The sequence below is a fragment of the Lacticaseibacillus suibinensis genome, assembly GCF_003946175.1.
GTDB lineage: Bacteria > Bacillota > Bacilli > Lactobacillales > Lactobacillaceae > Lacticaseibacillus > Lacticaseibacillus suibinensis.
On record NZ_RHOK01000013.1, the window covers coordinates 44,026 to 67,061 of the forward strand.

Sequence of the window (23,036 nt, forward strand, 5' to 3'; positions counted from 1 at the left end):
GTCTACTGGCCCAACCCGCTGACGTGGTCCTGCTCACTAGGCGCGATGCAGGTGGTATTCACTCAATAGATAATTCTCGGCATCGGCCAAATTCTTGAACCGGTTGCCTTGCATGCTACCCGCCACGAAGCCTTGAAAATGTTTGCCATCCGCTTCCGGCTCAATGTAGCCAATTTCGACTTTACCCACCGTCAGCACTGAAACCGTGTGGCCGTTACGGGTCACTTCTTCCTGTTTGACGGTGATTTTTTGCTCTTTTGCCATGAAAACTCCTTTGTTTTAACGGTGAAAATCAAACTGCGCACTTTCCGACAGATTCTTCTGCGGATCCGGATTGCGCCGCACGGTGAAGAAATCCGGCACCGGATCCAAGCCGCCGCGGATAAAAGGATTGCAGCGAATAATCCGGGCAATGCCCATGATCAGCCCTTTAATCACGCCGTGTTTGGCTAGGGCCTGAATCATGTACGTCGAGCAGGTCGGATAATACCGACAGCTCGCCGGTAGCAAAGGAGAAATAAAGCGCTGATAAAATTTCACTAGCGCCATCGCCAGCTTGCGCATCACTTTCACCTCTACTTCAGAAAGTCAAAAATATGCTGCCAGGTACTGGGGGCAAACACCATGAATGGACTACCACCATTGATGGCATAGCCCACCATCGCGCCAATCACCAACGCCAGCACAATGAGCAAAAAGCCGATCAATAGTTTTCGCAAAACGCTTTTAGCATAAGCTGAACGCATGATCGACCTCCTCATCAATATTGCTTGTGATGCGCAATATTATCCAGCAACACGCCCGTGCCAAGGGCCACCGCGTCAAGCGGATCGTCAGCCAGCAGCACCGGTACCCGCAGCTCGTTGGCGAAAAGATGGTTGATGCCATTCAGCAACGCCCCACCCCCGGTCAGCATGACGCCGCGATCGATGATGTCGGCAGACAGCTCAGGCGGCGTCTTCTCCAGCACTTCCTTGGCGGCGGCCACGATTTGAATCATCGTGTCATGCAAGGCTTCTTGGACTTCGACTGAGGTGACTTCAACCTCACGCGGCAAACCGGTGGCGATATCGCGGCCGCGGACTTCCATCTTCTTTTCGGGATCAGCTTCGTACACCGCCCCGATTTGAATTTTCAGCTGTTCAGCGGTATGTTCCCCAATCAGCAGCTTGTGCTTGTTCTTGACATACGCCGCAATCGCGGCGTCCATCTTATCGCCGGCGAGTCGCAAGCTGCGACTAGTGACGATTTCGCCCATCGACAGTACGGCCACGTCTGAGGTCCCGCCACCGATATCGATAACCATGTTGCCCTGAGGCTGGAAGATATCTAGCCCGGCGCCGACTGCAGCGACTTTAGGCTCGAATTCTAGATAGACCTTACCACCGCCGGATTTCTCGGCCGCCTGAATAATGGCCTTTTGTTCAATCGAGGTGATGTTGGTTGGGGCACAGATCAAAATGTTCGGCTTGGACATGAAGCCCTTGACATTCAGCTTGTTGATGAAGTACTCCAGCATCGCTTCGGTGATATCAAAGTCGGCAATCACACCGTCTTTCAGCGGCCGAATCGACTTGATGTTGCCTGGCGTGCGGCCAACCATTTTATAGGCTTCTGTCCCCACCGCCAAAACCTTGCCAGTATGCGTATCAATGGCGACAACGGAAGGTTCATTCAGCACAATGCCTTTGCCCTTCACATTGATCAGAACGTTCGCCGTTCCCAGATCGATCCCAATATCTTTTGCCATGAATTTCTCTCCTCATTTCAGTCCTAATTGATGATTATACCACAGGCGGGGCGCCGCCGAACCGGCCCTAAGGCGGACTAGCGAATCAGGTACTGCAAGCTACCAGCCGCGGTAATCAGCGACAGGAAAAATTCGCTGACGTTGTAGCCAATGGCAATGGCCAAAAAGATCATCAGCAGTTGGCTTTCCCGCTCGTGGCCGGCTTTGAGCAATTTATCAAACCGCAGCGCAAAAAGCAGCCGAAAGGTGATCATGATAAATACAAAATGTGATACCAGCGTCAAGGCGCCGGTAATGCCCAAATCAGTCGCCATAGTGGCCTCCGTTTCCGTATGCAGTCTAAATTATACCGATTTTTTCAATCGAGTGCGACTGTGTTTACTGAAATTAATAGTTTTCTAACCACGCTGGCTGCACGCGGCCTGCTGTGCGGCCGGCCGGAGCCAAAGGTCGGTCTCCGACCTAGTTTAGAAGCCGCAGTCGCTACGCTCCGGTGCGTCTTCTAAACTGCCGCGATGAGGACTGGTCAGCCTGCCAAGTGCGCAGTCTGACCAGTCCTCATCGTCTCACTGCTGGCCTCACGCCCCAAGCGCCGTCCCCACCACCGAAACACACTGGATAACAGTAAAAACACAACCCGGCCACATCGCAATGAGAACTAATCAACACTAGCAAAAATATTCAAGCCAAAGAATGTGCCCTTCAACGAAACTCCAGATAAACTTTTCGAAGCGAGTATTTCTGAACTACTCATCGCAAAGTAACCGGCGAAGATGCCAAAACACCTTAAAAAACGTCAATCCGCATTTATATTCTGGCACCCCTTTTGTTATGAAGCGGGTTGCGGTGGTGACGGGCGGAGCCTGGCGGGGGTCTGGCCGTGAAACGATTAGCGACAGGCAGACCGGCGCGGTTTTTGGGCAGGGCTGCCCAGAGCTAATCGCGGCAAAGTCGAAGACAGCAACGAGCGAAGCGAGGCTGGCTTCATCTTTGGGTCCGAGACCGGTTTTCGGCTCGGACCGGCCGCACAGCCAGCACCCCCGCCAAGCGGAGCCCACCAACGCCGCAACCTGCGGCCCGGTCCATCAAAACCCAAGAACACAAAAACAGCACCGCTAAGCGCGATGCTGAATTGATTGGTCTGATTAACCGCCCAGGCCGCTCTTGCGGACGTGGATTCGGTTGATGGCGCGCTGCAGGGCCACTTGGGCACGTTGCAGTTCGTCTTGATCCCGATGGCTCTTGGCATCCTCGATGCGGCGTTCGGCGCGCTTGCGCGCAGCTTCCGCCCGCGTCAAATCGATATCGCGAGCCCGTTCGGCAGAGTCGGCGACAATCGAACAAACATTGTTCGACATCTCCATGAAGCCACCATTCACGGCAATCATGTTTTCATGGCCGGGGCTGTCAACGCGGCGAACGCGCACTTCCCCGATCACAAGTGGTGCAACAACGGGTTCATGGTTGGCCATGATCCCCATATCGCCAGTGGTGGTTTTCACCACCACGAGGCTGGCATGGTGATCATAAACCAAACCATCCGGTGTCACGATGTTAACAGTCAGGACATTTTGTTCTGCCACGATAACCCCTCCCTTCTGCGTCGTTAATTAGCCGCTGCCTGGGTTGGTTGGTCATCGCTAGCCGCATCATCGGCTGGGGCAAAGCCCATCTTCTTGGCTTTTTCCGCCACTTCTTCAATCCGCCCAACGGCCCGGAAAGCATCTTCTGGATACTCATCCATCTTACCATCGAGAATCATCTTGAAGCCCTTGACGGTTTCTTCAACTGGCACATAAGAACCAGGTTGGCCGGTAAAACGTTCCGCCACGTTGAAGTTTTGCGACAAGAAGAACTGGATCCGCCGTGCGCGGGCAACGGTGATCTTTTCGTCGTCAGACAGTTCATCCATCCCTAAGATGGAGATAATGTCTTGAAGTTCACGGTACCGCTGGAGCACTTGCTGCACGCGAGTGGCAACTTCGTAGTGTTCTTTACCAACAATTTCTGGCGTTAAGGCGCTGGAAGAAGATTCCAGAGGATCAACCGCCGGGTAAATCCCTTGCTGGGTCAGACTACGTTCCAGGTTAGTGGTCGCGTCCAAGTGCGCAAAGGTCGTCGCCGGCGCTGGGTCGGTATAGTCATCGGCAGGCACGTAAACGGCCTGAATCGAGGTAACTGACCCCTTCTTGGTCGAGGTAATCCGTTCCTGCAACTGGCCCATTTCCGTAGCCAGCGTTGGCTGATACCCAACGGCTGACGGAATCCGGCCCAGCAGCGCAGAAACTTCAGACCCGGCCTGAGTGAACCGGAAGATATTGTCGATAAAGAGCAGCACGTCTTGACCTTCGACATCACGGAAGTATTCCGCAATCGTCAGCCCGGTCAAGGCCACCCGCATCCGGGCACCAGGCGGCTCGTTCATCTGACCAAACACCATGGCGGTATTCTTCAGCACGCCGCTTTCCTTCATTTCGAAGTAAAGGTCGTTACCTTCACGGGTTCGTTCGCCGACCCCGGTGAAGACTGAAATACCGCCGTGCTCTTCGGCAATGTTGTGAATCAATTCCTGGATCAAAACGGTTTTGCCGACCCCGGCACCACCGAACAACCCAACTTTCCCCCCACGTAAGTAAGGTTCAAGCAGGTCGATCACTTTGATCCCTGTTTCAAGGATTTCTGAACTGGTATTCAGGTCCTCGAATTTTGGCGCATCCCGATGGATGCTGTCGCGCCGGTGGTCTGGGCCAAATTCTTCACCGTCGTCGATTGGATCACCCAAAACGTTGAACACACGACCCAATGTATCCTTACCGACAGGCACCGAGATTGAACCGCCAGTATCTTTGACGGTCATGCCTCGTTGTAAGCCATCGGTCGAATCCATCGCGATCGTCCGCAGCACGCCATCGCCAAGTTCAACGGTGACTTCAAGGACCAAATCCTTGCCTTCATCGCGCTTAACGATTAATGCGTTGTTGATTTCAGGTAGATCTGCGTCGAGCGCAAACTCGACATCGACAACAGGGCCGATCACTTGCACGATTTTACCAGTCGCATTACTCAATGAAATCGTCCTCCCTGTTGATTACTACTCAAGTGCATTGGCCCCACCGACGATTTCGGTGATTTCCGTGGTAATGGCCGACTGCCGTGCCCGGTTGTAAGTCGTCGATAACTTGGAAATCAAATCGTTGGCATTGTCTGTGGCACTCTTCATGGCAGTGGTTGAAGCGGCATGCTCAGCAGTTTTGGCATCCATGATGGCGCCAAAAATCAAGCTTTCCGCGTACTGAGGCAAAATCGCTTCCAGCACTGCGTCCGGATCAGGTTCCGTGATATATTCGATCGGCGTGTCTGCGACTTCACTGGCATCAAGGTCAGAGATAGGCAGCATTTTTTCAGCGCGGAACGCTGATGTCAATGAGTTGACATGGTGGTTGTAGCACACATACAGCTCATCGAACACTTCGTTATCGAACATCGTCACCGCGGTTTTCACGATTTCTCGCACCTCGTTAAAGGTCGGGACATCCGACACACCGCGATATTCATAAGCCAGATTAACGCCGCGATTTTTGAAGAAATCAGCGCCGACCCCGCCGACTGCCATCACAACGTAATCCGCGTCGTTTTGGTGGTCTTGGGTGATCATTTGCATCATGGCCTTCAAAATTGTGCTGTTGTAGGCACCCACCAAGCCGCGGTCAGAGGTAATGACCAGATAACCGGTTTTCTTGACGGGACGTTGTTGCAACAATGATGCCACTTCAAGGTGTTGCTTGCTGGCATCAGCATTGGTCAACTCTTCAGTTTCCTGACGTTCCAGCTCCAGCAGCTGGGCGGCGGCCAAGTGCGTCACGATTTGACGCACCCGATCGGCGTACAGTTGGTATTGTCCGGAACGCTTTTCAATCTGGCTCAATTTGGCGCCGGAGACCATTTGCATGGCCTGCGTGATCTGACCCGTTTTCTTGGTCGAGTTGATCTGGCGCTTGATATCCATCAATGATTCAGCCATGCGGCACCTCCTTATTTAGCGGCGCTGCCGGTGAACCCATCAGCAAAACCTTTGATGAGTGCATCGAGCTTATCAGTGTCTGGCAGTTGGCCAGTCTCACGAATCGTCTTCAGCAAGTCGGCGCCATTGCTTTCCGCATAGTCGAACAGGCCTTGCTGGAAGGATTCGATGTCATCCACCGCAATCGCATCCAAGAACCCATGGGTCAAAGCGTAAAGAATGAGGACCTGCTTTTCAACGGCCAGTGGCTTATGCACCGGCTGCTTCAAGACTTCGACGGTCCGGCGGCCGCGATTCAGCTTGGCCTGCGTGGCCGCATCCAAATCAGAACCGAATTGCGTGAAGGCTTCCAGTTCCCGGAATGACGCCAGGTCCAACCGCAGCGTGCCGGCCACTTTCTTCATGGCCTTGATCTGCGCGTCCCCACCGACTCGAGAAACCGAAGCCCCAGCATCGATCGCTGGGCGGGTCCCGGAATAGAACAGGTCGCTTTGCAGGAAGATCTGACCATCCGTGATGGAAATCACGTTGGTCGGGATGTAAGCGGAGATATCCCCAGCTTGGGTTTCGATGATCGGCAAGGCCGTCATGGAACCGCCGCCCAGCTTGTCTGAGAGCTTGGCCGCCCGTTCCAACAAACGGGAGTGGGTGTAGAAAATATCCCCAGGATAAGCTTCACGCCCTGGCGCGCGCCGCAGCAGCAAGGACAATTCACGATAAGCGGTGGCTTGTTTGGACAGATCATCATAAATGATCAGAACATGCTTGCCATTGTACATGAACTCTTCGCCCATCGCTGCGCCGGCATAAGGGGCGATGTACAGCATTGGGGCTGGTTCAGAAGGACCCGCCGTCAAAACGATGGTGTAATCCATCGCGCCGTACTTCTTCAAGGTTTCAACTTGCGTGCGCACGGTTGATTCCTTTTGGCCAATCGCCACGTAGACACAGATCATATCTTGGTCTTTTTGGTTGATGATGGTATCAATCGCAATCGAGGTTTTCCCAGTTTTACGATCCCCAATGATCAACTCACGCTGGCCTCGGCCAATCGGGACCAAAGCGTCAACTGCTTTGAGCCCGGTTTGTAGGGGTTCAGTGACCGACTGACGTTGCATGACGCCAGGCGCTTTGACTTCGATTGGCCGCGTGTTCGTGGTTTCAATCGGGCCATTACCATCAACGGGTTGCCCTAAGGCATTGACAACGCGACCGATCATATTTTCGCCGACCGGCACTTCCATGATGCGACCGGTCCGCTTGACGGTGTCGCCTTCACGAATGTCATCGAAGGCCCCAAGAATAATGATACCAACATCATTACTTTCGAGGTTTTGGGCCATCCCGTATGAGCCATTGCTGAACTGCAGCAATTCGCTCGCCATTGCATTTTTAAGACCGGTCGCGCGGGCGATTCCGTCACCAACGTAGGTCACGGTACCGACTTCATCAACGTTCAGGTCATCTTTGTAATTCTCAAGTTGCTTCTTGATCAGAGAACTAATTTCCTCTGTCTTGGTGCTCATCCGGTTCACCTCGTTTCGCTAATTACTAAGCAGCGTTGCCCGCAGTTGCGCCAGCCGCGTGGCGACGGTGCCGTCAATGACAACATCATCAGCCACCACTTTAACGCCGCCAACGATACTTTGATCGATGACCGGCGTTACTTCAACGGCTTGCGCGTTTAACTTCGTGGCAATGGCTTGTTTAATCGCCTGAAGCTGCGAATCTGACATTGCCACAGCAGTCGTCACGACCGCTTTCACAATGCCATTGGCAGCATCGTAGCGGGCTTCAAAATCATCGAAGACCGCTGCGAGGCCGCCTAGTCGGCCATTGGCTTGCACAATTCCCACCAGCTGCGAAACCAAATCGGACCGTGATTGCAGCAAAATGCTAAGCAATTGATCCTTGTCGGCGGCAGTGAGATTTTTGCTGGTCAAAGCCGAAAGCAGTTCAGGGGTTTGTTTCAGTACTGCCTGCAGCTCATTGACTTCTTCATGCACCGCTTGGAGTTGGTTTTGTTCTTGGGCAACCTCGAACAACGCCTTCCCGTAGCGTGGTGCGGCATCGCGATCAGTGACTGCCATTGGCGTCACCTAACTCACTGATGTATTGATCAATCAATGTTTGCTGTGCGGCTGGGTCGAGTTCCTTAGCAATCAGCTTTTCAGCGATGGCCAAAGATAAGGAAGCAACGTCTTTTTGGGCCGCATTCAAGGCGTCTTGCCGCTGTTGGGCAATATCCTTGTCTGCGTTGGCCTTCAACTTTGTGACCTCTGCCTGCGCATTAGCCACGAGCTGCTGACGCTGTGCTTCGCCATTTTCCTTCGCCTGTGAGACGATTTTAACGGCGTCTTCCTTGGAACTCTTCAGTTCTGCTTCACGCTGGGCCGCCATCTTCTGGGCGTCCTGGCGCGTTTGGTCAGCATAATCCAGATCGCTATCGATCTTATCCTGACGTTCAGCCATGATCTTGGTCACTGGCTTCCAAGCAAAAGTCCCAACCAGTACTAATAAAACAGCGAAAGCGGCGAGTAGAAAGAGCGTATCACCAAAAGTTGCCATGTGAATCATTCCCCTTTCTTAATTTGCCGCTGGGCGAATTACTTCAAAACAAGCATGAACGCAACAACGATAGCCATGATCGGCACGGCTTCGATCAGCCCAACACCGATAAACATAGTGGAACGCAGGTTGCCGGTTGCTTCTGGCTGACGAGCCATCCCTTCAAGGGCCTTGGAAATAACCTTACCGTTACCATATGAAGCCGCGAAAGCAGCGATGCCTGCGGCGATAGATGCAGCGAGATATTGCATGATTTATCCTCCTAATGATTAATCAGAAATAACCTTTTCAGACGTGTAGACCGTTGATAAGGTAACAAAAATGTACGCTTGAATCGTACCAATGAAGACTGAGAACCCTTGCCAAATCACTTCGATCGCGAAGCCACCAATGAAGGATACCCCACCGAGCAGCCCGTGCCCCGAAAAGGCGAGCTGGCGAATCAGTAGCAGTAACACTTCACCGGCGTAAATGTTCCCGTAAAGTCGTAATGCTAAGGTGACAAAGTTAGTGATGTTTTCAATCAAGTTGATGGGGAGCAGAAAAGCGACAGGTGACACGTACTCATGCAGATAACCTTTGGCGCCGTTAAAGACGACCCCAAAGAAATGTGAAAGCACCAGCACCAGCATCGCCAAACTTAACGTGATGATGGGATCGGCAGTACTTGACCGCACCCAGGTTTTACCCCCAACATCAAGTTGAAGGAACAACCCGAGCTGGTTGTTCACCCAAACGAACAGGAACAACACAAAGGCAAACAGACCAAAACGATTGCCTTCCTTCCCTGGCATCGCTTGTTTGACGATGCCATTGGTGAAGTCAATCAAATATTCGAGCACGTTCTGCCGACCATTCGGACGCAGCGTTGGCTTGCGAGCAAGCCAGAACACCAACGCAAAAATCAGAATGCAAGAGATCAAAATCGCCAAATCGTTCGCCAAGTTAAACCGCAGACCCATAAAACTAACCACGGGATAGCTTTCGTTCACAGAATTCACCTCCTTAAGTCGGCTGCGCCCACGCACGCCTATGTACGGGCGTTAATCGCGGGGCATGCACATGCGCAAGCGCAGTCAAAATTGCGGATTTCCGGATACTCATCCTTCAAAACACACTCAATACTCTATCACCTTTTGCATGAAAAAACAAAGCACGCCGGTTGATTTTCATCACTTTTTGCAAACCCTTTTCATTACGATTTTCACACAGAAAGCGGCTTCATGGTTAAACTTGGCCAACCTGGTTGAAAATGTCAGCCAAGTTGAAAACAAGGCAACCGCTTCAAACACTGTTTTTCTGTAAACGTCCGTAACGGTCTGAACAAAAATCTGGGTCGGCGCTAACTGTCATGGGCAGCGGTGGTAGTGGCTACCTGCATCATAGCCGAACAAAGCGCCCTGGCACAAGCCAAGACGCTTTGGGGGCAGTGTGATTAAAGTCACATTGTCTGGGTATTTGTTTTGAACGGCAAAGATGATGCGCAGACCTGCGCAGCTTTAGTTGCGCTCCCCGGGGGCAACGGATGAGTGTCTAGCTACACTCATCACCTCGAAGCCAAAGTGCGGCTTCAATGCGTTGAGCTAGGCTAGTCGTCCGGCAAAATGCGGTCGCCCTCCGCAGCCTGTTTAGTTGCGCTCCGGTCGGCAACGCGCGAGCGATTAGCTACGCTCATAGCCTCACCGGCAAAAGGCGCCGGTAAGGCTATGAGCTAGGCTACTCGTCGCGCTAAGCCCGCCGACCTCCGCAGCGTTACTTTGTCCCGAACAGCCGGTCGCCGGCGTCGCCGAGACCTGGGACGATGTAACCATTTTCGTTCAGATGATCATCCAAGGCTGCCGCATAAATGTCGACATCTGGGTTTTCCTGTTGAACCACTTTGACGCCTTCTGGAGCGGCCACGAGGACCACGAGCCGAATCGAGGTGGCGCCGCGCTTCTTCAGCGCCTCAATGGCCATGTTAGCAGAGCCGCCAGTGGCCAGCATAGGATCGACAATCACCATGTCGCGCTGATCGATATCCGCTGGCATTTTGACGAAGTATTCATGTGGCTTCAAGGTTTTTTCGTCGCGGTACATCCCGACGTGGCCGACCTTTGCCGCTGGAATCAGACGTAAAACGCCGTCAACCATGCCTAAGCCTGCGCGCAGAATTGGCACGACAACCAGCTTTTTGCCGGCCAGTTCTTTTTGAACTGTCTTGCCCATTGGCGTTTCGATTTCAACATCACGCAATGGTAGGTCCCGCGTGATTTCATAAACCATCAACTCGGCGATTTCGTTGGCAATTTCCCGGAACTCTTTAGTCCCGGCATTCTTGTCTCGAATCAAGGTTAACTTGTGCTGAATCAGTGGGTGGTTCAAAACCGTAAATTTGCCCATGCAGAAAGGTCCTCCTTTAAATGTGGCGCAAGCTTACAAAAATCGCGACTACGAAGGCAGTCGCGATTACAGCATTGTTTTACTTGCTATCCGGCATCATGCCGTAACCTTTCCTATGATAAAGGATGACGCCCGGTCAGTGCAAGAGCAGATTGGCGAATCTCATCAAGTTTTTCTTGATCATCGCGGTGAGTCAAAGCGGCGGTGATCAGATGTGCGACTTCCTTGCAATCTTCTTCGTTGAAACCGCGGGTCGTAATCGCCGCGGTCCCTACGCGTAGACCGGAAGTCTTGAACGGCCCGTTTTGCTCGCCAGGAATCTGGTTCTTGTTGGCGGTAATCATGACTGAATCCAGAAGATCTTGAACATCGCGGCCAGTCAAGCCGTAGCCAGTGACATCCAGCAGCACCATGTGGTTGTCAGAACCGCCGGAAATCATCTTCAGTTTCGGGTCTTCCGCGAATCCCTCACACATCGCCTGCATATTCTTGACGATTTGAGCCGCATAGTTCTTGAAGTCCGGTTGCATCGCTTCGCCCAGCGCCACGGCCTTAGCCGCAATCACATGATCCAGTGGGCCCCCTTGAATACCTGGGAACAAGGCGGAGTTGATGGCCTTACCGTATTCTTTCTTAGCCAAAATCATGCCGCCACGCGGGCCGCGCAGCGTCTTATGCGTCGTCGTGGTAACCACATCGGCATATGGCACTGGATTCATGTGCACCCCGCCAGCAACCAAGCCGGCAATGTGGGCCATGTCGACCATCAAAAAGGCCCCCACGTGATCAGCAATGTCACGGAACTGCTTGAAGTCGATGGCGCGGCTGTATGCACTGGCCCCGGCGACAATCAGCTTCGGATGCACAGCCTCAGCCTGTTCCAAAATCTTGGCATAATCCAGCAACCCGGTTTCTGGATCAAGGCCGTAGTGATAGAAATGATACGTTTGGCCAGAGAAGCTCACGGGACTACCATGCGTCAAGTGGCCGCCATCGGTCAGATCCATTGCCAACACCTTGTCCCCGTCTTTGAGGAAAGCGCGGTAAGTGGCCATGTTAGCCTGCGAGCCTGAGTGCGGCTGCACATTGGCAAACTCGGCGCCGAACAATTCCTTTGCCCGGTCAATGGCAATCTGCTCAATTTCATCGATGAACTGATTACCACCATAATAGCGGTGCTTAGGGTAGCCCTCTGAGTATTTGTTGGTCAAAACGCTGCCTTGTGCGGCCCGCACCGCCGGACTGACGATGTTCTCTGAGGCAATTAATTCGATATTGTGCTGTTGCCGTTTCTCTTCATTCTCGATTGCAGTGAACACTGCAGGGTCATACGCTTTAAAGTCCATGTGCCTACCTCCGTGAGTTGCCACAACTCAGCATTTTTTCAGAAAATAAACGCAAAAGCCAGTTTTGCCCGAAACCAACAAAAAAAGAGCTGCCAGTTTCACAGCTCTTATTATAACAATCAAATCACTGAGTGTCGCGGTCAAAGTGGGCATTCCCGGCCGACTTGTTCAGGCGATTCATGTAAGCCGCCCCCAACCCGGTGGGTGAAAATGCCTCCGCTAAAATCAATTTAACCGTGGGATGCAAGTCAAACCAGCGCAGCCCCGCAAACAGATTATGGGTGGCGGAAGTTAAATCCTCGCCTAGCGAATAAGTCGGCACTGCCGCTGGCACCTGGGTCAGCAGCTCATCGGTGGCCAGCACGCCATAAGGGGCCGGTTGCTTAGCCGCCCACTGCAGCGCCAGTGGCCAATCTGCCGGATGATCCACAATCACCACTTGGGCATTGGGGGCGTAATGCTTATACTTCATCCCCGGTGCTTTCGGCGTTTCATTAGCGCCCACCTTGTGCTGATCCGTTTGCACCGGCCCAATGATGGGTTCCAATTGGGCCGCAGTGATTTCACCGGGCCGCAAAATCGCCGGTGGGTTGGCGGTCATATCAATCACCGTCGACTCCACCCCGACCTGCGTGGGGCCATCGTCCAAGACGCCAGCAATGGCGCCGTCAAAATCATGCAGCACATGCGCCGGCCGCGTGCCACTAGGTTTACCAGACAAATTCGCGGAAGGCCCGACAATCGGCCGCCCCGCCAGCGTAATCATTTCGCGGGTCAAGGCGTTGGCTGGCATTCGAAAGGCCGCGGTTTGCAAGCCGCCAGTGACAATCATCGAGAGCTTCCCAGGAATAATGGGCAAGATAATGGTCAGCGGGCCTGGCCAAAAGGCTGCCATCAGCTGCTTCGCCGCCGTCGTAATGGTAGCGAACTCGGCCACCATTGCTGGGTTGGCGACGGTGACAATCAAGGGATTGTCGGCCGGCCGGTGTTTGGCCTGAAAGACTTTTTCGGCAGCAGTCGGATCCGTGGCATCAGCCCCCAGTCCATAAACCGTTTCGGTGGGAAAGGCCACCACTTCGCCAGCCTTGATCAACGCCGCCGCGTCAGCGATTTCGTCCTTGCTAAATACTTTGGTTTCCATGATAAGCTTCCTTCATTAAATAACTAACTTCACCATCCGTGGCTTCCCGGCCAGATCGCGGCGGAACGTCACTTGGGCCTGCGGCAATACCCGAGCGAACAACGCGGCCAAGGCCGGCTGCTGCTGGTAGCCAAATTCTAAGTACACACTGCCTTTGGGCTTAAGGTGATTGGCCACCTCAGCCACAAACCGCTCAAACAGCGCCAGGCCATCATCTGCGGCGAACAGTGCCAACGCCGGTTCAAAGGCCAGGGTGCTGGCATCCATCACCGAGGTTTCACGCCGGCTGATGTATGGCAGATTGGCAATGATAAAGTCATACCGCGCAGGCAGTGCCGCAAATAAATCGCTTTGGACCAAGGTCGCTTGGCGCTTGAGGCTGGCCGCATTGCGCTTGGCCACGGCCAGCGCCGCGGCGGAAACATCGCTGAGGGTCATGGCCGTGTGCGGTAGCTGTTTCGCCAAAGTCAACCCAATGGCGCCGCTACCGGTGCCAACATCCAGGCCGGTTTGGGCCAGGATTTGCTCGGCGGCGGCCCAAGCCACCAGTTCTTCGGTTTCAAACCGCGGAATCAGCACCGCCGGCGTAACTTCAAACAAGTCACCGTAAAACGGCGCCACCCCAACAATATACTGCGGCGGCTCATTCGCCAGCAGCCGCGGCAGGTCAGCTTCAAACTGCTTGGCCACTGGCGCTGGTACGACGTCGCGGGCATGCAATCGCAGCTGGCTTGGTGTAAAGTCGCTGCGCATTTCCAGCACATAGCGGGCGCCATCAGGCTCAATGCCTGCCGCCGTCAGTGCCGCACTTGCTCGGCGCAGCAGCTGGTCATAGGTCTCAGCCATCGATTTGTTCCATCTTATTGGTTTGATCTTGGACAATCAGCGCTTCGATGATTTCATCGAGTTCGCCGTTCATGATGCGGTCCAGCTTGTTCAAGGTTAACCCAATGCGATGGTCGGTCACTCGGTTTTGCGGGTAGTTATAGGTGCGAATGCGTTCCGAGCGATCGCCAGTGCCAATCGCGGTTTTCCGCTTCTCAGCGTACTGGCTTTCGTTTTGGCTTTCGTAAAAATCGTAGACCCGGCTGCGCAAAATCTGCATGGCCTTGGCCCGGTTTTGCTGCTGGGAACGTTGGTCTTGCATTGTCACCACAATCCCGGTTGGCAAGTGCGTCATCCGCACGGCCGATGAGGTTTTGTTGATATGCTGACCACCAGCCCCACTAGAGCGGTAAACATCAGTGCGAATATCCTTCGGGTCGATTTCAAGGTCCACTTCATCATACTCCGGCATCACGCCCACTGTGGCGGTGCTGGTGTGCACCCGGCCGGCGGATTCGGTCACGGGCACGCGCTGCACGCGATGCGCCCCATTTTCGTACTTCAGCTTTGAATAAACATTTTGCCCCGTGATTAGGACAGAGACTTCTTTGTAGCCGCCGACTTCGGTGGGATTCTCATCGATAATTTCGGTGGTCCAGCCTTGCTTTTCGGCGTACTTCATATACATCGTCAGCAAATCACCAGCGAACAAACTGGCTTCATCGCCGCCAGCCGCCCCACGAATTTCCATGATAATGTTTTTGTCATCATTAGGGTCTTTAGGCAGCATCAACTTTTTGATGTCGTCTTCCAGCTTGGCCTGCTCCTCAGTCAGGCTGGCCAAGTCTTCTTTGGCCAGCTCCTGCATGTCCGGATCCTTGCTTTCCCGCAGCAGCGCTTCGCTTTCAGCTAAATCGGCTTTGACCTGTTTGTACTTCTTATAAGCGGCCACCACATCGCGCATGCCGCCTTCTTCTTTTGATAAAGCCATGTAACGCTTGGTGTCGTTGATGACAGCGGGATCGCTCATCAGCTCTTCCAGCTCTTCATAACGGCCCAGCAGGCCATCTAATTGGGCAAAAATCTTATCCATTGGCTCCTCCTTGCTTGATGCCGCTTAGCTTAACTGCTGCGGCGGAAAATAATAGTGATGCCGGCAGACCGGGAAATAACTCTCGTTGCCGCCAATTTGAATTTGCTCGCCTTCATACACCGGCTTGCCATCATGCACGCGCAGGTTCATGGTCGCTTTTTTGGCGCAGAACCAGCAGATGGTTTTCATTTCTTCGATTTTGTCGGCGTAGGTCAACAGATACTGCGACCCTTCGAACAGCTCGTTGCGGAAGTCATTCTTCAAGCCGAACGCCATCACCGGAATACCAAGCTCGTCCACGACTTGGGCACATTCAAAGACGTGGTGCTTCTTCAAAAACTGCGCCTCATCGATCAGCACGCAGGCGGCCTTGGGATTCATCTGCTTGACCAAGTCAAAAATGTTAGTACTGTCTTGCACCGGATGCGCCGGCCGCTCCATTCCGATACGGCTGGAAATCATGCCGACGCCAGCGCGATCATCCACGGCGGAAGTCAGAATAATCACCTGTTTATGCTGCTCTTCATAGTTATGTGCGACTTTCAAAATCTCGATGGTTTTGCCTGAATTCATTGCGCCGTAGCGAAAGAATAATTGTGCCATGCGAGCCTCCCTACGCGGCCCAATTGCGGCCGCTAAAAATTCACCTTTCCTAGTATAACGGAATCTTAAGGGAATTAACACTGGCGCCGCCGGATTTGCCGGTATCCTATGCTATGATAGTATGCGACAAGAAACTTACACGAAAGAGGTCGCGACTGCGATGACAATTTCTCTCAAATCACGTTTCGCCATTTTGGCTGGACGCTTCAGCTACTGGTACCTGCACCGCTTCCGCCATGGCGGTTCGGCGTATCCCGGCAAGCTGGCGGCCCGCATCGACCCTGACGTCCTCGGGGCATTGGGCCAAGACCGGCCAACCATTATCGTCACCGGCACCAACGGCAAAACCCTGACCACGGCGCTGATTGTCAAGGTCCTGAGCCAGCAATATGATGATATCCTCACCAACCCCACCGGCAGCAACATGCTGCAAGGCATCATCGGTGCTTACTTCGCGCACAAAACCCAGGCCGGCGCCAAGCGTAAAATCGCGGTGCTGGAAGTCGACGAAGCCAACGTCAAGGCAGTGGCGCATTATCTGCACCCCAAGGCCTTTGTGATGACCAATATCTTCCGCGATCAAATGGACCGCTACGGCGAGTTTTACACCACCTATGACAAAATCCTGAAAGGCGTCAAAGCTAACCCCGACGCTTTAGTGATTGCCAATGGCGACGCACCGATTTTCAGCTCCCGTGAACTGGCCAATCCGCTGCAATACTATGGCTTTGCGTTGGCAGAAGAGGCAGCCAACGATATTTTCGCGCCGGCCAATACCGATGGTGTGCTTTGCCCGGTGTGTGAGCATATTCTCCATTACCATGGCATCACCTATAGCAACCTCGGCAGTTTCTTCTGCCCGAACTGCGGTTTCAAGCGGCCTGCGCTGAGCCACCAGGTCACCAGCGTGGCGGCCCAAACCCCTACCAGCTCCGATTTTGCCATTGATGGCCACCCGTACCACTTGCCCATTGGCGGCACCTACAACATCTACAACGCCCTGGCCGCCTATGCGGTGGGCGCAGCGTTTGAGATCACCCCAGCCCAAATCGGCCAAGCCTTTGGTGAAGCCGAGAAGGTCTTTGGCCGCCAGGAGCAAATCAGCGTTAACGGTAAAACCGTGACGTTGATTTTGGTCAAAAACCCGGTGGGCCTCAACGAGGTGCTCAGCATGATTCAGCATCAGCAAAAGCCTTTTGCCTTCGCCATGCTCTTGAACGCTAACTACGCCGATGGGACGGACACCTCCTGGATCTGGGATGGTAATCTGGAACAGTTGGTGCAAAGCGGGCTGGCCACGTCTTACATGGTCGGCGGTGAGCGTTATCGCGATATTGCCTTTCGCATGCAAGTGGCCGGCGTACCGGATGACGCCTTGGCCACCAAGCCAGATTTGAATGACGTCATCGACTACCTGAAGCAAGTCGACGAAAACCAGATTTATCTGCTCGCTACCTACACTGCAGTGCTACAGATGCGGCAGAAATTCAGCCAAGCCGGCTATATCAAAGCCGGCTTCTAAATCACAACAGCGGGCCTTGCCCTTCCACCAAGGGAAGCACAAGGTCCGCTGTTTTTGATGCGCTTTATTGTTCGGCGCCAGGGGTGGAGACAATCATCATCATCTTGCCCGTGAACGTCCAGGTCTTAATCTGGTTAGGAATGATGAAGTGGACGCCTTTCTTCAGGGGATAGGACTTGCCATCGGCTTCGATGGTGCCTGCCCCTGCCAGCACGGAAACCAAGGTGTACGGTGCGGTTGGCGTCTGGTTCAGCTTGCCGTCCAGGTCGATTTTGTACACCGAGAAAAACTTGGAAATCGGCGCCGTCACGAAGGTCGTAATCGTCGCGTCATCTTTGGTGGTTTTGGTAATGTTCAGCTCCGGGTCGTGGCTCGGCACGGTGGTGGTGTCGATGCTTTGCTGCAGGTGGAGCTCACGCTTCTTACCATCAGCCCCGACCCGATCATAGTCATACAGCCGGTAAGTCGTGTCTGAGCTTTGCTGCGTTTCCAGCACCATAATGCCTTTGTTCAGCGCGTGAATGGTACCACTGGGGACGTAAACAAAATCGCCAGTTTTCACTGGCACTTTGCGAAGCAAGTGCTCCCAGTCGCCGCGGTGAATCATGTCCGCCAGCTCCTCACGGGTCTTAGCATGATGGCCGTAAATCAGATAAGAGCCTGGTTCCGCTGAAATCACATACCAGCATTCCGTTTTGCCCAATTCGCCTGGGCGTTCATGCGCCGCCGCATAAGCATCATCAGGATGGACTTGGACAGAGAGGCTATCGTTGGCATCCAAGATTTTCGTCAGCAACGGAAAGACCTTTTCCTTCTGGTGGCCAAAATACTCCTGATTCTCACGCCAAGCGACATCCAAGGTCTTGCCTTTCAGCGGCCCATTAGCAATGGTGTCAGGGCCATTGGGATGCGCCGAAATGGCCCACACCTCGCCGATCTTACCGTCAGGCAAGTCATAACCGAAGTCAGTGGCCAGCTTGCGGCCACCCCAGATTTTTTCGTGAAATACGGGTTCCAAGAAAATCGGTTCTGTCAAAATTGAATCCCCCTTGCAATAAATGTATATACTTTTCAATCAAAGTGTACCACAGTCAGTGCGTCATGAACGCGCTGACATTAAATTCGCAATTAATTCATCGCGGACAGTCAAAAAGTCCTCATTCACCTGTGGATGCACGCGATTGGTCAGCACAATCAGCGCTGCCTGGGTTTGCGGCTGAATCAGCCAAAACGTCCCGGTGTAGCCGGTGTGATAAAGCCAAGTCCGGCCGCCAGCATCGCACCGCAAATCCCAGCCAATGGTCCGACCCAGGTGCGCCTTAGTTTGATCCTGAGCCAATTGCCCGAAACTATCGGGCCAGGCCGGGTTTTGACGCTGGCCAAAAGCGAACTGCGTGAAGGTAATCAGATCTTGCAGGCTCGCAAATAGGCCAGCCGATCCGCTGTGCGGACCTAAAATCGCGGCTTTAGGGTCATGCACGACGCCGCGCCGTAAACCGGCCTCGGGATCATAAGTGGTCGGCACACACTGCTGCGGCTCCGGCTGAAAAGTAGCTTGCTGCAAGCCCAGTGGCTTCAGCACGCGCTTAGTAATCAACGGCTGAATGGCCTCGCCATACAGATTTTCCAAAGCCCACCCGACCAGCAGTAAATTCACATCGCGGTACACCACCTGCCGGTCGCATTCTGCCGTCACCTTGAGCTGGGTGATGAGCGCCTGTTTCAACGCCGGGGCCGGCAAATCGTCGCGGTGCGGAATGTACCCTTCCAGCCCGGAAGTGTGCGTCAGCGCCTGGCGAAAGGTCGTCTGGTGCGGAAAGCTCGGGAGTAACTGTTGCAGTGGTGTGTCAAACGTCACCCGCCCCTCTGCCACCGCCTGCAAAAAGACGGTGGTGGTGCCAATCACTTTAGTCAAAGAGGCCAAATCATACAGCATCCCTGAGTGCAGCGGGAGCACCTGCGGCTGAGTTGCGGCTACCCCTAAAACGCTGGTTTCAATCACCCCATCATGTAGCCACGCGGCGCTCAGGCCTGGCGCGGTCTGCCGGGTGATGATTTGCTTGACTGCTTTCAGAACTTCCATCACACCGCCTCCAACCGTTTCAGTATAGAAAGATTGATAGCGCTTTGGCAAGCTTACGCGCAAAAAAAGCCGGGTTGCCCCGGCTTCATGAAATTTATTGCTCTAAGTCCATGGTTTTGGCTTGAACACGCTCCGAAATGCGCATAAACGGAATGTAGAAGAGCACGCCTTCGACAATAATTAGCAGTTGGACCACCACGGCGCGCCAGTCCCCACCAGTGGCCAGGAAGGCCGATAGCAAAGGTGGCGTGGTCCATGGTACCAACACAATGACCCGATTCATAAAGCCAATTGCCGTGAAGAAGTAGGCAATCAAAATCCCAATGACTGGCTGCAGAACAAATGGAATCATCATTGGAATATTGAACACAATCGGATAGCCGAAGATAACCGGTTCATTAATATTGAAAATCCCAGGCGCAACGGCTAACTTCGCAATTTCCCGACTGGACTTCATCTTAGAAAACAGGAAGATGGCAATCAGCAAGCAAATCGTCGAGCCGGTGCCACCCATCATCCCAAAGGTGTCACGGAAGGTGTTGGTCAAAATATACGGAATATGTTTACCAGCTGCAGCGGCTGCCATGTTTTTATTCATGTTAATCAGCAGCAGTGGATCGAGCAGTGTGCCGTTAATGACAGTCTGGTGAATCCCCAGGGTAAACAGGAAGTTACCAATCGAGTAGATAATCAGCATCCCTGGCAAACTCGTGGTCAAAACTCGCAATGGTTCTTGAATCCCAGTGGCGATCAACGAGATCAGATCGGTGTGGGCGAAAATCGCCAGCAAAGCAGCAATCAAGGCAAAGATTGAGGTCACAATGATAGCCGGAATCAGAGAGTTAAATGATTTGGATACGGCCGGCGGTACATTTTCACCCAGGTTAATTTGCAGGTGTTTTTGCTTCGACAGCCAAACGAACAGTTCCGTGGCCAAGAGCCCGACAATAATCCCGCCAAACATGCCAGTGGTCCCTAAGTTGGAAAAACTCAGGACCCCGCCGATTTCAACCGCTTTGGTGGCGCCGGTTGGAATCAATTTGAGAGATAACGGCATGGTCATCACGAGGCTGGCCAAAGCAATAATCGCAGCCGTGATTGGATTATCATAATTACGGTTATAAGCCAAGCAGTAACCAATGGCCGGCGCCAACATTAAGCCGGCAATGTTCAAGGTCCCATTGGCAATCAAGCTGCCCCAGACCTGTAAGTTAGCCAGCGTTTCACCACTGGCAATTTTCGGGAAGATAACACTGTTGATCAAGGTGCCTAAGCCGGCAAGGATGAACAACGGCATAATAATCGCAAATGCGTCACGCAACGAACGAAGATGAACTTCACCGCCAATGCGAGCTGATACTGCGGTGAAGCGGTCTAGAAAACTCATTTTGGTCTTTTCTTGTGCCATTAAAAATCATCTCCAATCTTAATCATAGTTGATGCTAGAGCTGTTCCCCATTAGAGGCAATCACTTGCTTGAACCAGTGGAACGACCGCTTTGGTACGCGCTTGAGGTCCATCAGGTCATGATTCGTCCGGTTGACGTAAACGAGGCCATACCGTTTATCCATATTGCCCGCTGAACTTAAAATATCGATCAAACCCCAGCCCAGATACCCGATGCATTCGACGCCATCAAGGGTCACAGCATCTTTCATGGCCTGAATATGGGCCCGGTGATAACGAATACGATAATCGTCATTGATTTCGTGTTCACCATCCCAGTGTTCCCGCACCCCAATCCCGTTTTCAATTGGAAAGACTGGGACGTGAGTTTCGTTATAAATCGTGGTCAAAACGGTTCTGAACCCAAGTGGGTCGATCTGCCACTGCCATTCATTGGTCTGAAGATAGGGATTCGGTGTGTGACCAAGCACGCCCCAGAAGTTCGGGCAAGTTGCCACCGGAATCTTGGTGCTATCCAAGGTGGCAGTTGAATAATAGCTAAAACTCAGAAAATCACTGGTGCATTGGCTGATAATGGCCATTTCCTCAGGATCGAGTAAATCGTCCCAGCCTTCACGATGAATATAATGCAGAACTTCAGTTGAATACTGACCGACTGTGAACAGTCGAATCAAATTCGTATCCGCAAACTCCAAGAATTTACGCGTCGCTGCCACATCTTCGGGTAGTGGTGAGTGCGGATAGACCTCTTGATAAGCCAACATCCCGCCGATTTGGATTTGCGGGTAATGCGCATGGATTTCATTGGCAATAGCGGCGTGGCAGGTCATGACATGCTGCTGAATCTGATACAACGCGCGCGGCGTCTTAGGACCGTCATAGCCGCTAATTTTGAACGCTTCCGGTACACTGTACAGGTTTTGCTCGTTGAAGGTGATCCAGTATGGAACCCGATCAGCAAACCGCTTGACCATTTCTTTCCCAAACCGGATAAAAGCTTCAACGACATGGTCACTGACAAAGCCGTTGTATGATTCCGCCAGGTGCAACGGCATATCAAAGTGATACAGGCAGATCATCGGCGTGATGCCAGCAGCCAACAATTGATCAATTAAGTCCGAATAGAACTTAATCCCCTCTTCGTTGAAATCGCCGTCGCCAGTGGGATTCACCCGACTCCAGGAAATCTGGAACCGATAGCAATTCATCCCGAGGTCTTTCATCAGCGCGATGTCTTCCGGATAACGATGGTAGTCATCAATCGCGACTTTCCAATCCGACGCCTCGGCAGTGGCCGGCCGCAAGTCATAGACTGACTGCCCCTTCCCCCCTTCGTCGAACGCGCCTTCCGTCTGCATACTCGATGTGGAGTTACCCCACAAAAATCCTTGCTTCAATTCAGTCATAATTTTCCTCCCTTTCGCCATGAATTATAAGCGCTTACATAAAACTTGTAAAGTCAAATTTAAAACTTGCACTTTCACTTTTTAAGGTTGCGATTGGTACCTAACAATCGGTAGAATGGGAAAGAAGAAAGAGGCGAGCTCATGTCAAAATATGCCGATATTGCCCAGTCCATTCGGGCAGCGATTAAGGCGGGCGCCTACAAACCTGGGGCGGCGCTGCCGGAACAAAAAAGGATGGCCGCAGAATTTCATACCAGCCGCATGACCCTACAAAAGGCCCTTGATTTGCTTAAAACAGAAGGTTATCTCTACAGCCAGCAAGGCGGCCGCACCTACGTCAAATACAACGCTGAAAGCATTGCCAACTTGGATGTGGGTGTCGATCAATATGTCGGTACCACCGAGCTGTTGGGCCGAACCCACCGGCTTGAAAGCAAAGTCATCAAATTCGAGCTCCGCTATCCCACGGAACTTGAACAGGAAAAGCTGGCACTTTCTGCCACACAGGCGGTTTACGATATTGAACGAGCGCGCTACGTGGAAAATGAGCCCTATGGTTTGGAGTACACCATCATGCCAGTTGATTTGATTCCTGGTATCGATGAGCATATCCTTCATCATTCTATTTACAGCTACATTGAACAAAACCTGCAACTCACGATTGGTGCCGCCTTTCGCCGCATCGAGGCGCGGCGCTCCACTGAAGATGATCAACAGTATTTAAAAAACACCTCTGATGAACCCGTGCTCGCGGTGACCAATGTCGTGTATTTAGATGATGGCCGGCCATTTGAATATTCTGTCACCCATCAGAAATTCGATAAAGCCCACTTTTCTGTTTTTGTACCTGGTCGTACCAAACCCTAATTTGTCGCTGTTTCGGCGCAAT

At 52.8% G+C, this 23,036-nt stretch carries 26 protein-coding genes; 3 read left to right on the forward strand and 23 right to left on the reverse strand.

Translation table 11 applies throughout. From position 1 onward, the window contains the following. Positions 1-36 precede the first annotated feature (36 nt). The 13 genes from EKM90_RS07860 to atpB all read right to left on the reverse strand — a co-directional run bounded on the left by EKM90_RS07860 (position 37) and on the right by atpB (position 9,331). On the reverse strand, positions 37-264 hold the full coding sequence (locus EKM90_RS07860; protein WP_125581403.1) for a DUF2969 family protein: 228 nt from the start codon (positions 262-264) through the stop codon (positions 37-39). 15 nt (positions 265-279) lie between these two features. Next, positions 280-564 carry a membrane protein insertion efficiency factor YidD gene (gene yidD, locus EKM90_RS07865; protein WP_125581405.1) on the reverse strand — a complete coding sequence of 95 codons (285 nt, stop codon included), beginning with the start codon at positions 562-564 and terminating at the stop codon, positions 280-282. An 11-nt stretch (positions 565-575) separates the two neighbouring features. Next, positions 576-746 carry a DNA-directed RNA polymerase subunit beta gene (locus EKM90_RS07870; protein WP_125581407.1) on the reverse strand — a complete coding sequence of 57 codons (171 nt, stop codon included), beginning with the start codon at positions 744-746 and terminating at the stop codon, positions 576-578. A gap of 14 nt (positions 747-760) precedes the next feature. Further along, positions 761-1,750 carry a rod shape-determining protein gene (mreB, locus tag EKM90_RS07875; protein ID WP_125581409.1) on the reverse strand — a complete coding sequence of 330 codons (990 nt, stop codon included), beginning with the start codon at positions 1,748-1,750 and terminating at the stop codon, positions 761-763. A 77-nt stretch (positions 1,751-1,827) separates the two neighbouring features. Further along, on the reverse strand, positions 1,828-2,064 hold the full coding sequence (locus EKM90_RS07880) for a DUF1146 family protein (RefSeq protein WP_125581411.1): 237 nt from the start codon (positions 2,062-2,064) through the stop codon (positions 1,828-1,830). A gap of 831 nt (positions 2,065-2,895) precedes the next feature. Further along, positions 2,896-3,336: a F0F1 ATP synthase subunit epsilon gene (locus EKM90_RS07885; RefSeq protein WP_373301047.1), complete on the reverse strand. Its 441-nt coding sequence runs from the start codon at positions 3,334-3,336 to the stop codon at positions 2,896-2,898. 20 nt (positions 3,337-3,356) lie between these two features. Further along, the gene (gene atpD, locus EKM90_RS07890; protein ID WP_125581415.1) at positions 3,357-4,817 is read right to left on the reverse strand and encodes a F0F1 ATP synthase subunit beta; all 1,461 of its coding nucleotides are present in this window, start codon (positions 4,815-4,817) and stop codon (positions 3,357-3,359) included. 24 nt (positions 4,818-4,841) lie between these two features. Then, the gene (locus EKM90_RS07895) at positions 4,842-5,771 is read right to left on the reverse strand and encodes a F0F1 ATP synthase subunit gamma (RefSeq protein WP_125581417.1); all 930 of its coding nucleotides are present in this window, start codon (positions 5,769-5,771) and stop codon (positions 4,842-4,844) included. 11 nt (positions 5,772-5,782) lie between these two features. Then, complete coding sequence (gene atpA / locus EKM90_RS07900; protein ID WP_125581419.1) at positions 5,783-7,297, reverse strand: F0F1 ATP synthase subunit alpha; 1,515 nt, start codon at positions 7,295-7,297, stop codon at positions 5,783-5,785. 18 nt (positions 7,298-7,315) lie between these two features. Beyond that, positions 7,316-7,861 (reverse strand): ATP synthase F1 subunit delta, encoded by a 546-nt coding sequence (gene atpH, locus EKM90_RS07905; protein ID WP_125581421.1) that lies wholly within the window; start codon positions 7,859-7,861, stop codon positions 7,316-7,318. Then, positions 7,848-8,339 (reverse strand): F0F1 ATP synthase subunit B, encoded by a 492-nt coding sequence (gene atpF, locus EKM90_RS07910; protein ID WP_125581423.1) that lies wholly within the window; start codon positions 8,337-8,339, stop codon positions 7,848-7,850. The genes atpH and atpF overlap by 14 nt, the downstream gene beginning before the upstream one ends. 38 nt (positions 8,340-8,377) lie before the next feature. After that, on the reverse strand, positions 8,378-8,590 hold the full coding sequence (gene atpE / locus EKM90_RS07915; protein WP_125581425.1) for a F0F1 ATP synthase subunit C: 213 nt from the start codon (positions 8,588-8,590) through the stop codon (positions 8,378-8,380). A gap of 18 nt (positions 8,591-8,608) precedes the next feature. Further along, entirely contained in the window at positions 8,609-9,331 is a 723-nt protein-coding gene (gene atpB / locus EKM90_RS07920; RefSeq protein ID WP_125581427.1) for a F0F1 ATP synthase subunit A, read from the reverse strand. Positions 9,332-9,401: 70 nt separating this feature from the next. Here atpB and EKM90_RS07925 point away from each other — a divergent pair, with 70 nt between their 5' ends. Next, entirely contained in the window at positions 9,402-9,644 is a 243-nt protein-coding gene (locus tag EKM90_RS07925; RefSeq protein ID WP_125581429.1) for a hypothetical protein, read from the forward strand. Positions 9,645-10,091: 447 nt separating this feature from the next. Here the strand turns inward: EKM90_RS07925 and upp are convergent, their stop codons facing one another. From upp to EKM90_RS07955, 6 genes are all read right to left on the reverse strand, one after another. Further along, positions 10,092-10,721 carry a uracil phosphoribosyltransferase gene (gene upp, locus EKM90_RS07930; protein ID WP_125581431.1) on the reverse strand — a complete coding sequence of 210 codons (630 nt, stop codon included), beginning with the start codon at positions 10,719-10,721 and terminating at the stop codon, positions 10,092-10,094. Between the two features lie 113 nt (positions 10,722-10,834). Then, positions 10,835-12,067 carry a serine hydroxymethyltransferase gene (gene glyA / locus EKM90_RS07935; RefSeq protein ID WP_125581433.1) on the reverse strand — a complete coding sequence of 411 codons (1,233 nt, stop codon included), beginning with the start codon at positions 12,065-12,067 and terminating at the stop codon, positions 10,835-10,837. 124 nt (positions 12,068-12,191) lie between these two features. Continuing rightward, positions 12,192-13,208, reverse strand: a complete 1,017-nt coding sequence (locus EKM90_RS07940) for an L-threonylcarbamoyladenylate synthase (protein ID WP_125581435.1) — start codon at positions 13,206-13,208, stop codon at positions 12,192-12,194. Between the two features lie 15 nt (positions 13,209-13,223). Further along, positions 13,224-14,054, reverse strand: coding sequence for a peptide chain release factor N(5)-glutamine methyltransferase (gene prmC, locus EKM90_RS07945; protein WP_125581437.1), 831 nt, complete (start codon positions 14,052-14,054; stop codon positions 13,224-13,226). Continuing rightward, complete coding sequence (gene prfA, locus EKM90_RS07950) at positions 14,047-15,126, reverse strand: peptide chain release factor 1 (RefSeq protein WP_125581439.1); 1,080 nt, start codon at positions 15,124-15,126, stop codon at positions 14,047-14,049. Before prfA ends, prmC begins: the two co-directional genes overlap by 8 nt. Positions 15,127-15,150: 24 nt before the next feature. Next, entirely contained in the window at positions 15,151-15,729 is a 579-nt protein-coding gene (locus EKM90_RS07955) for a thymidine kinase (RefSeq protein WP_125581441.1), read from the reverse strand. A 160-nt stretch (positions 15,730-15,889) separates the two neighbouring features. On the opposite strand from EKM90_RS07955, the gene EKM90_RS07960 reads away from it, so the two are divergent. Continuing rightward, positions 15,890-17,251, forward strand: coding sequence for a Mur ligase family protein (locus tag EKM90_RS07960; protein WP_191987471.1), 1,362 nt, complete (start codon positions 15,890-15,892; stop codon positions 17,249-17,251). Positions 17,252-17,315: 64 nt separating this feature from the next. Here the strand turns inward: EKM90_RS07960 and manA are convergent, their stop codons facing one another. The 4 genes from manA to EKM90_RS07980 form a co-directional block, all read right to left on the reverse strand. Then, a complete protein-coding gene (manA, locus tag EKM90_RS07965; RefSeq protein WP_125581443.1) occupies positions 17,316-18,287 on the reverse strand; it encodes a mannose-6-phosphate isomerase, class I in 972 nt (323 codons plus the stop codon). A gap of 63 nt (positions 18,288-18,350) precedes the next feature. Beyond that, a complete protein-coding gene (locus tag EKM90_RS07970) occupies positions 18,351-19,334 on the reverse strand; it encodes a serine hydrolase domain-containing protein (RefSeq protein ID WP_125581445.1) in 984 nt (327 codons plus the stop codon). 94 nt (positions 19,335-19,428) lie between these two features. Then, positions 19,429-20,742, reverse strand: coding sequence for a PTS sugar transporter subunit IIC (locus EKM90_RS07975; RefSeq protein ID WP_125581447.1), 1,314 nt, complete (start codon positions 20,740-20,742; stop codon positions 19,429-19,431). Positions 20,743-20,776: 34 nt separating this feature from the next. Further along, on the reverse strand, positions 20,777-22,147 hold the full coding sequence (locus tag EKM90_RS07980; protein ID WP_125581449.1) for a glycoside hydrolase family 1 protein: 1,371 nt from the start codon (positions 22,145-22,147) through the stop codon (positions 20,777-20,779). Positions 22,148-22,288: 141 nt separating this feature from the next. Between EKM90_RS07980 and EKM90_RS07985 the strand changes: the two genes are divergently transcribed. Further along, positions 22,289-23,014 (forward strand): GntR family transcriptional regulator, encoded by a 726-nt coding sequence (locus EKM90_RS07985; RefSeq protein WP_125581451.1) that lies wholly within the window; start codon positions 22,289-22,291, stop codon positions 23,012-23,014. Positions 23,015-23,036: the final 22 nt, after the last annotated feature.

Coding starts and splice junctions, on each gene's coding strand:
- EKM90_RS07860 (WP_125581403.1), bottom strand. CDS start 264: ATGGCAAAAGAGCAAAAAATCACCGTCAAACAGGAAGAAGTGACCCGT.
- yidD (WP_125581405.1), bottom strand. CDS start 564: ATGCGCAAGCTGGCGATGGCGCTAGTGAAATTTTATCAGCGCTTTATT.
- EKM90_RS07870 (WP_125581407.1), bottom strand. CDS start 746: ATGCGTTCAGCTTATGCTAAAAGCGTTTTGCGAAAACTATTGATCGGC.
- mreB (WP_125581409.1), bottom strand. CDS start 1,750: ATGGCAAAAGATATTGGGATCGATCTGGGAACGGCGAACGTTCTGATC.
- EKM90_RS07880 (WP_125581411.1), bottom strand. CDS start 2,064: ATGGCGACTGATTTGGGCATTACCGGCGCCTTGACGCTGGTATCACAT.
- EKM90_RS07895 (WP_125581417.1), bottom strand. CDS start 5,771: ATGGCTGAATCATTGATGGATATCAAGCGCCAGATCAACTCGACCAAG.
- atpA (WP_125581419.1), bottom strand. CDS start 7,297: ATGAGCACCAAGACAGAGGAAATTAGTTCTCTGATCAAGAAGCAACTT.
- atpH (WP_125581421.1), bottom strand. CDS start 7,861: ATGGCAGTCACTGATCGCGATGCCGCACCACGCTACGGGAAGGCGTTG.
- atpF (WP_125581423.1), bottom strand. CDS start 8,339: ATGGCAACTTTTGGTGATACGCTCTTTCTACTCGCCGCTTTCGCTGTT.
- atpE (WP_125581425.1), bottom strand. CDS start 8,590: ATGCAATATCTCGCTGCATCTATCGCCGCAGGCATCGCTGCTTTCGCG.
- EKM90_RS07925 (WP_125581429.1), top strand. CDS start 9,402: ATGCGCAAGCGCAGTCAAAATTGCGGATTTCCGGATACTCATCCTTCA.
- upp (WP_125581431.1), bottom strand. CDS start 10,721: ATGGGCAAATTTACGGTTTTGAACCACCCACTGATTCAGCACAAGTTA.
- glyA (WP_125581433.1), bottom strand. CDS start 12,067: ATGGACTTTAAAGCGTATGACCCTGCAGTGTTCACTGCAATCGAGAAT.
- EKM90_RS07940 (WP_125581435.1), bottom strand. CDS start 13,208: ATGGAAACCAAAGTATTTAGCAAGGACGAAATCGCTGACGCGGCGGCG.
- prmC (WP_125581437.1), bottom strand. CDS start 14,054: ATGGCTGAGACCTATGACCAGCTGCTGCGCCGAGCAAGTGCGGCACTG.
- prfA (WP_125581439.1), bottom strand. CDS start 15,126: ATGGATAAGATTTTTGCCCAATTAGATGGCCTGCTGGGCCGTTATGAA.
- EKM90_RS07955 (WP_125581441.1), bottom strand. CDS start 15,729: ATGGCACAATTATTCTTTCGCTACGGCGCAATGAATTCAGGCAAAACC.
- EKM90_RS07960 (WP_191987471.1), top strand. CDS start 15,890: ATGACAATTTCTCTCAAATCACGTTTCGCCATTTTGGCTGGACGCTTC.
- EKM90_RS07970 (WP_125581445.1), bottom strand. CDS start 19,334: ATGGAAGTTCTGAAAGCAGTCAAGCAAATCATCACCCGGCAGACCGCG.
- EKM90_RS07975 (WP_125581447.1), bottom strand. CDS start 20,742: ATGGCACAAGAAAAGACCAAAATGAGTTTTCTAGACCGCTTCACCGCA.
- EKM90_RS07980 (WP_125581449.1), bottom strand. CDS start 22,147: ATGACTGAATTGAAGCAAGGATTTTTGTGGGGTAACTCCACATCGAGT.
- EKM90_RS07985 (WP_125581451.1), top strand. CDS start 22,289: ATGTCAAAATATGCCGATATTGCCCAGTCCATTCGGGCAGCGATTAAG.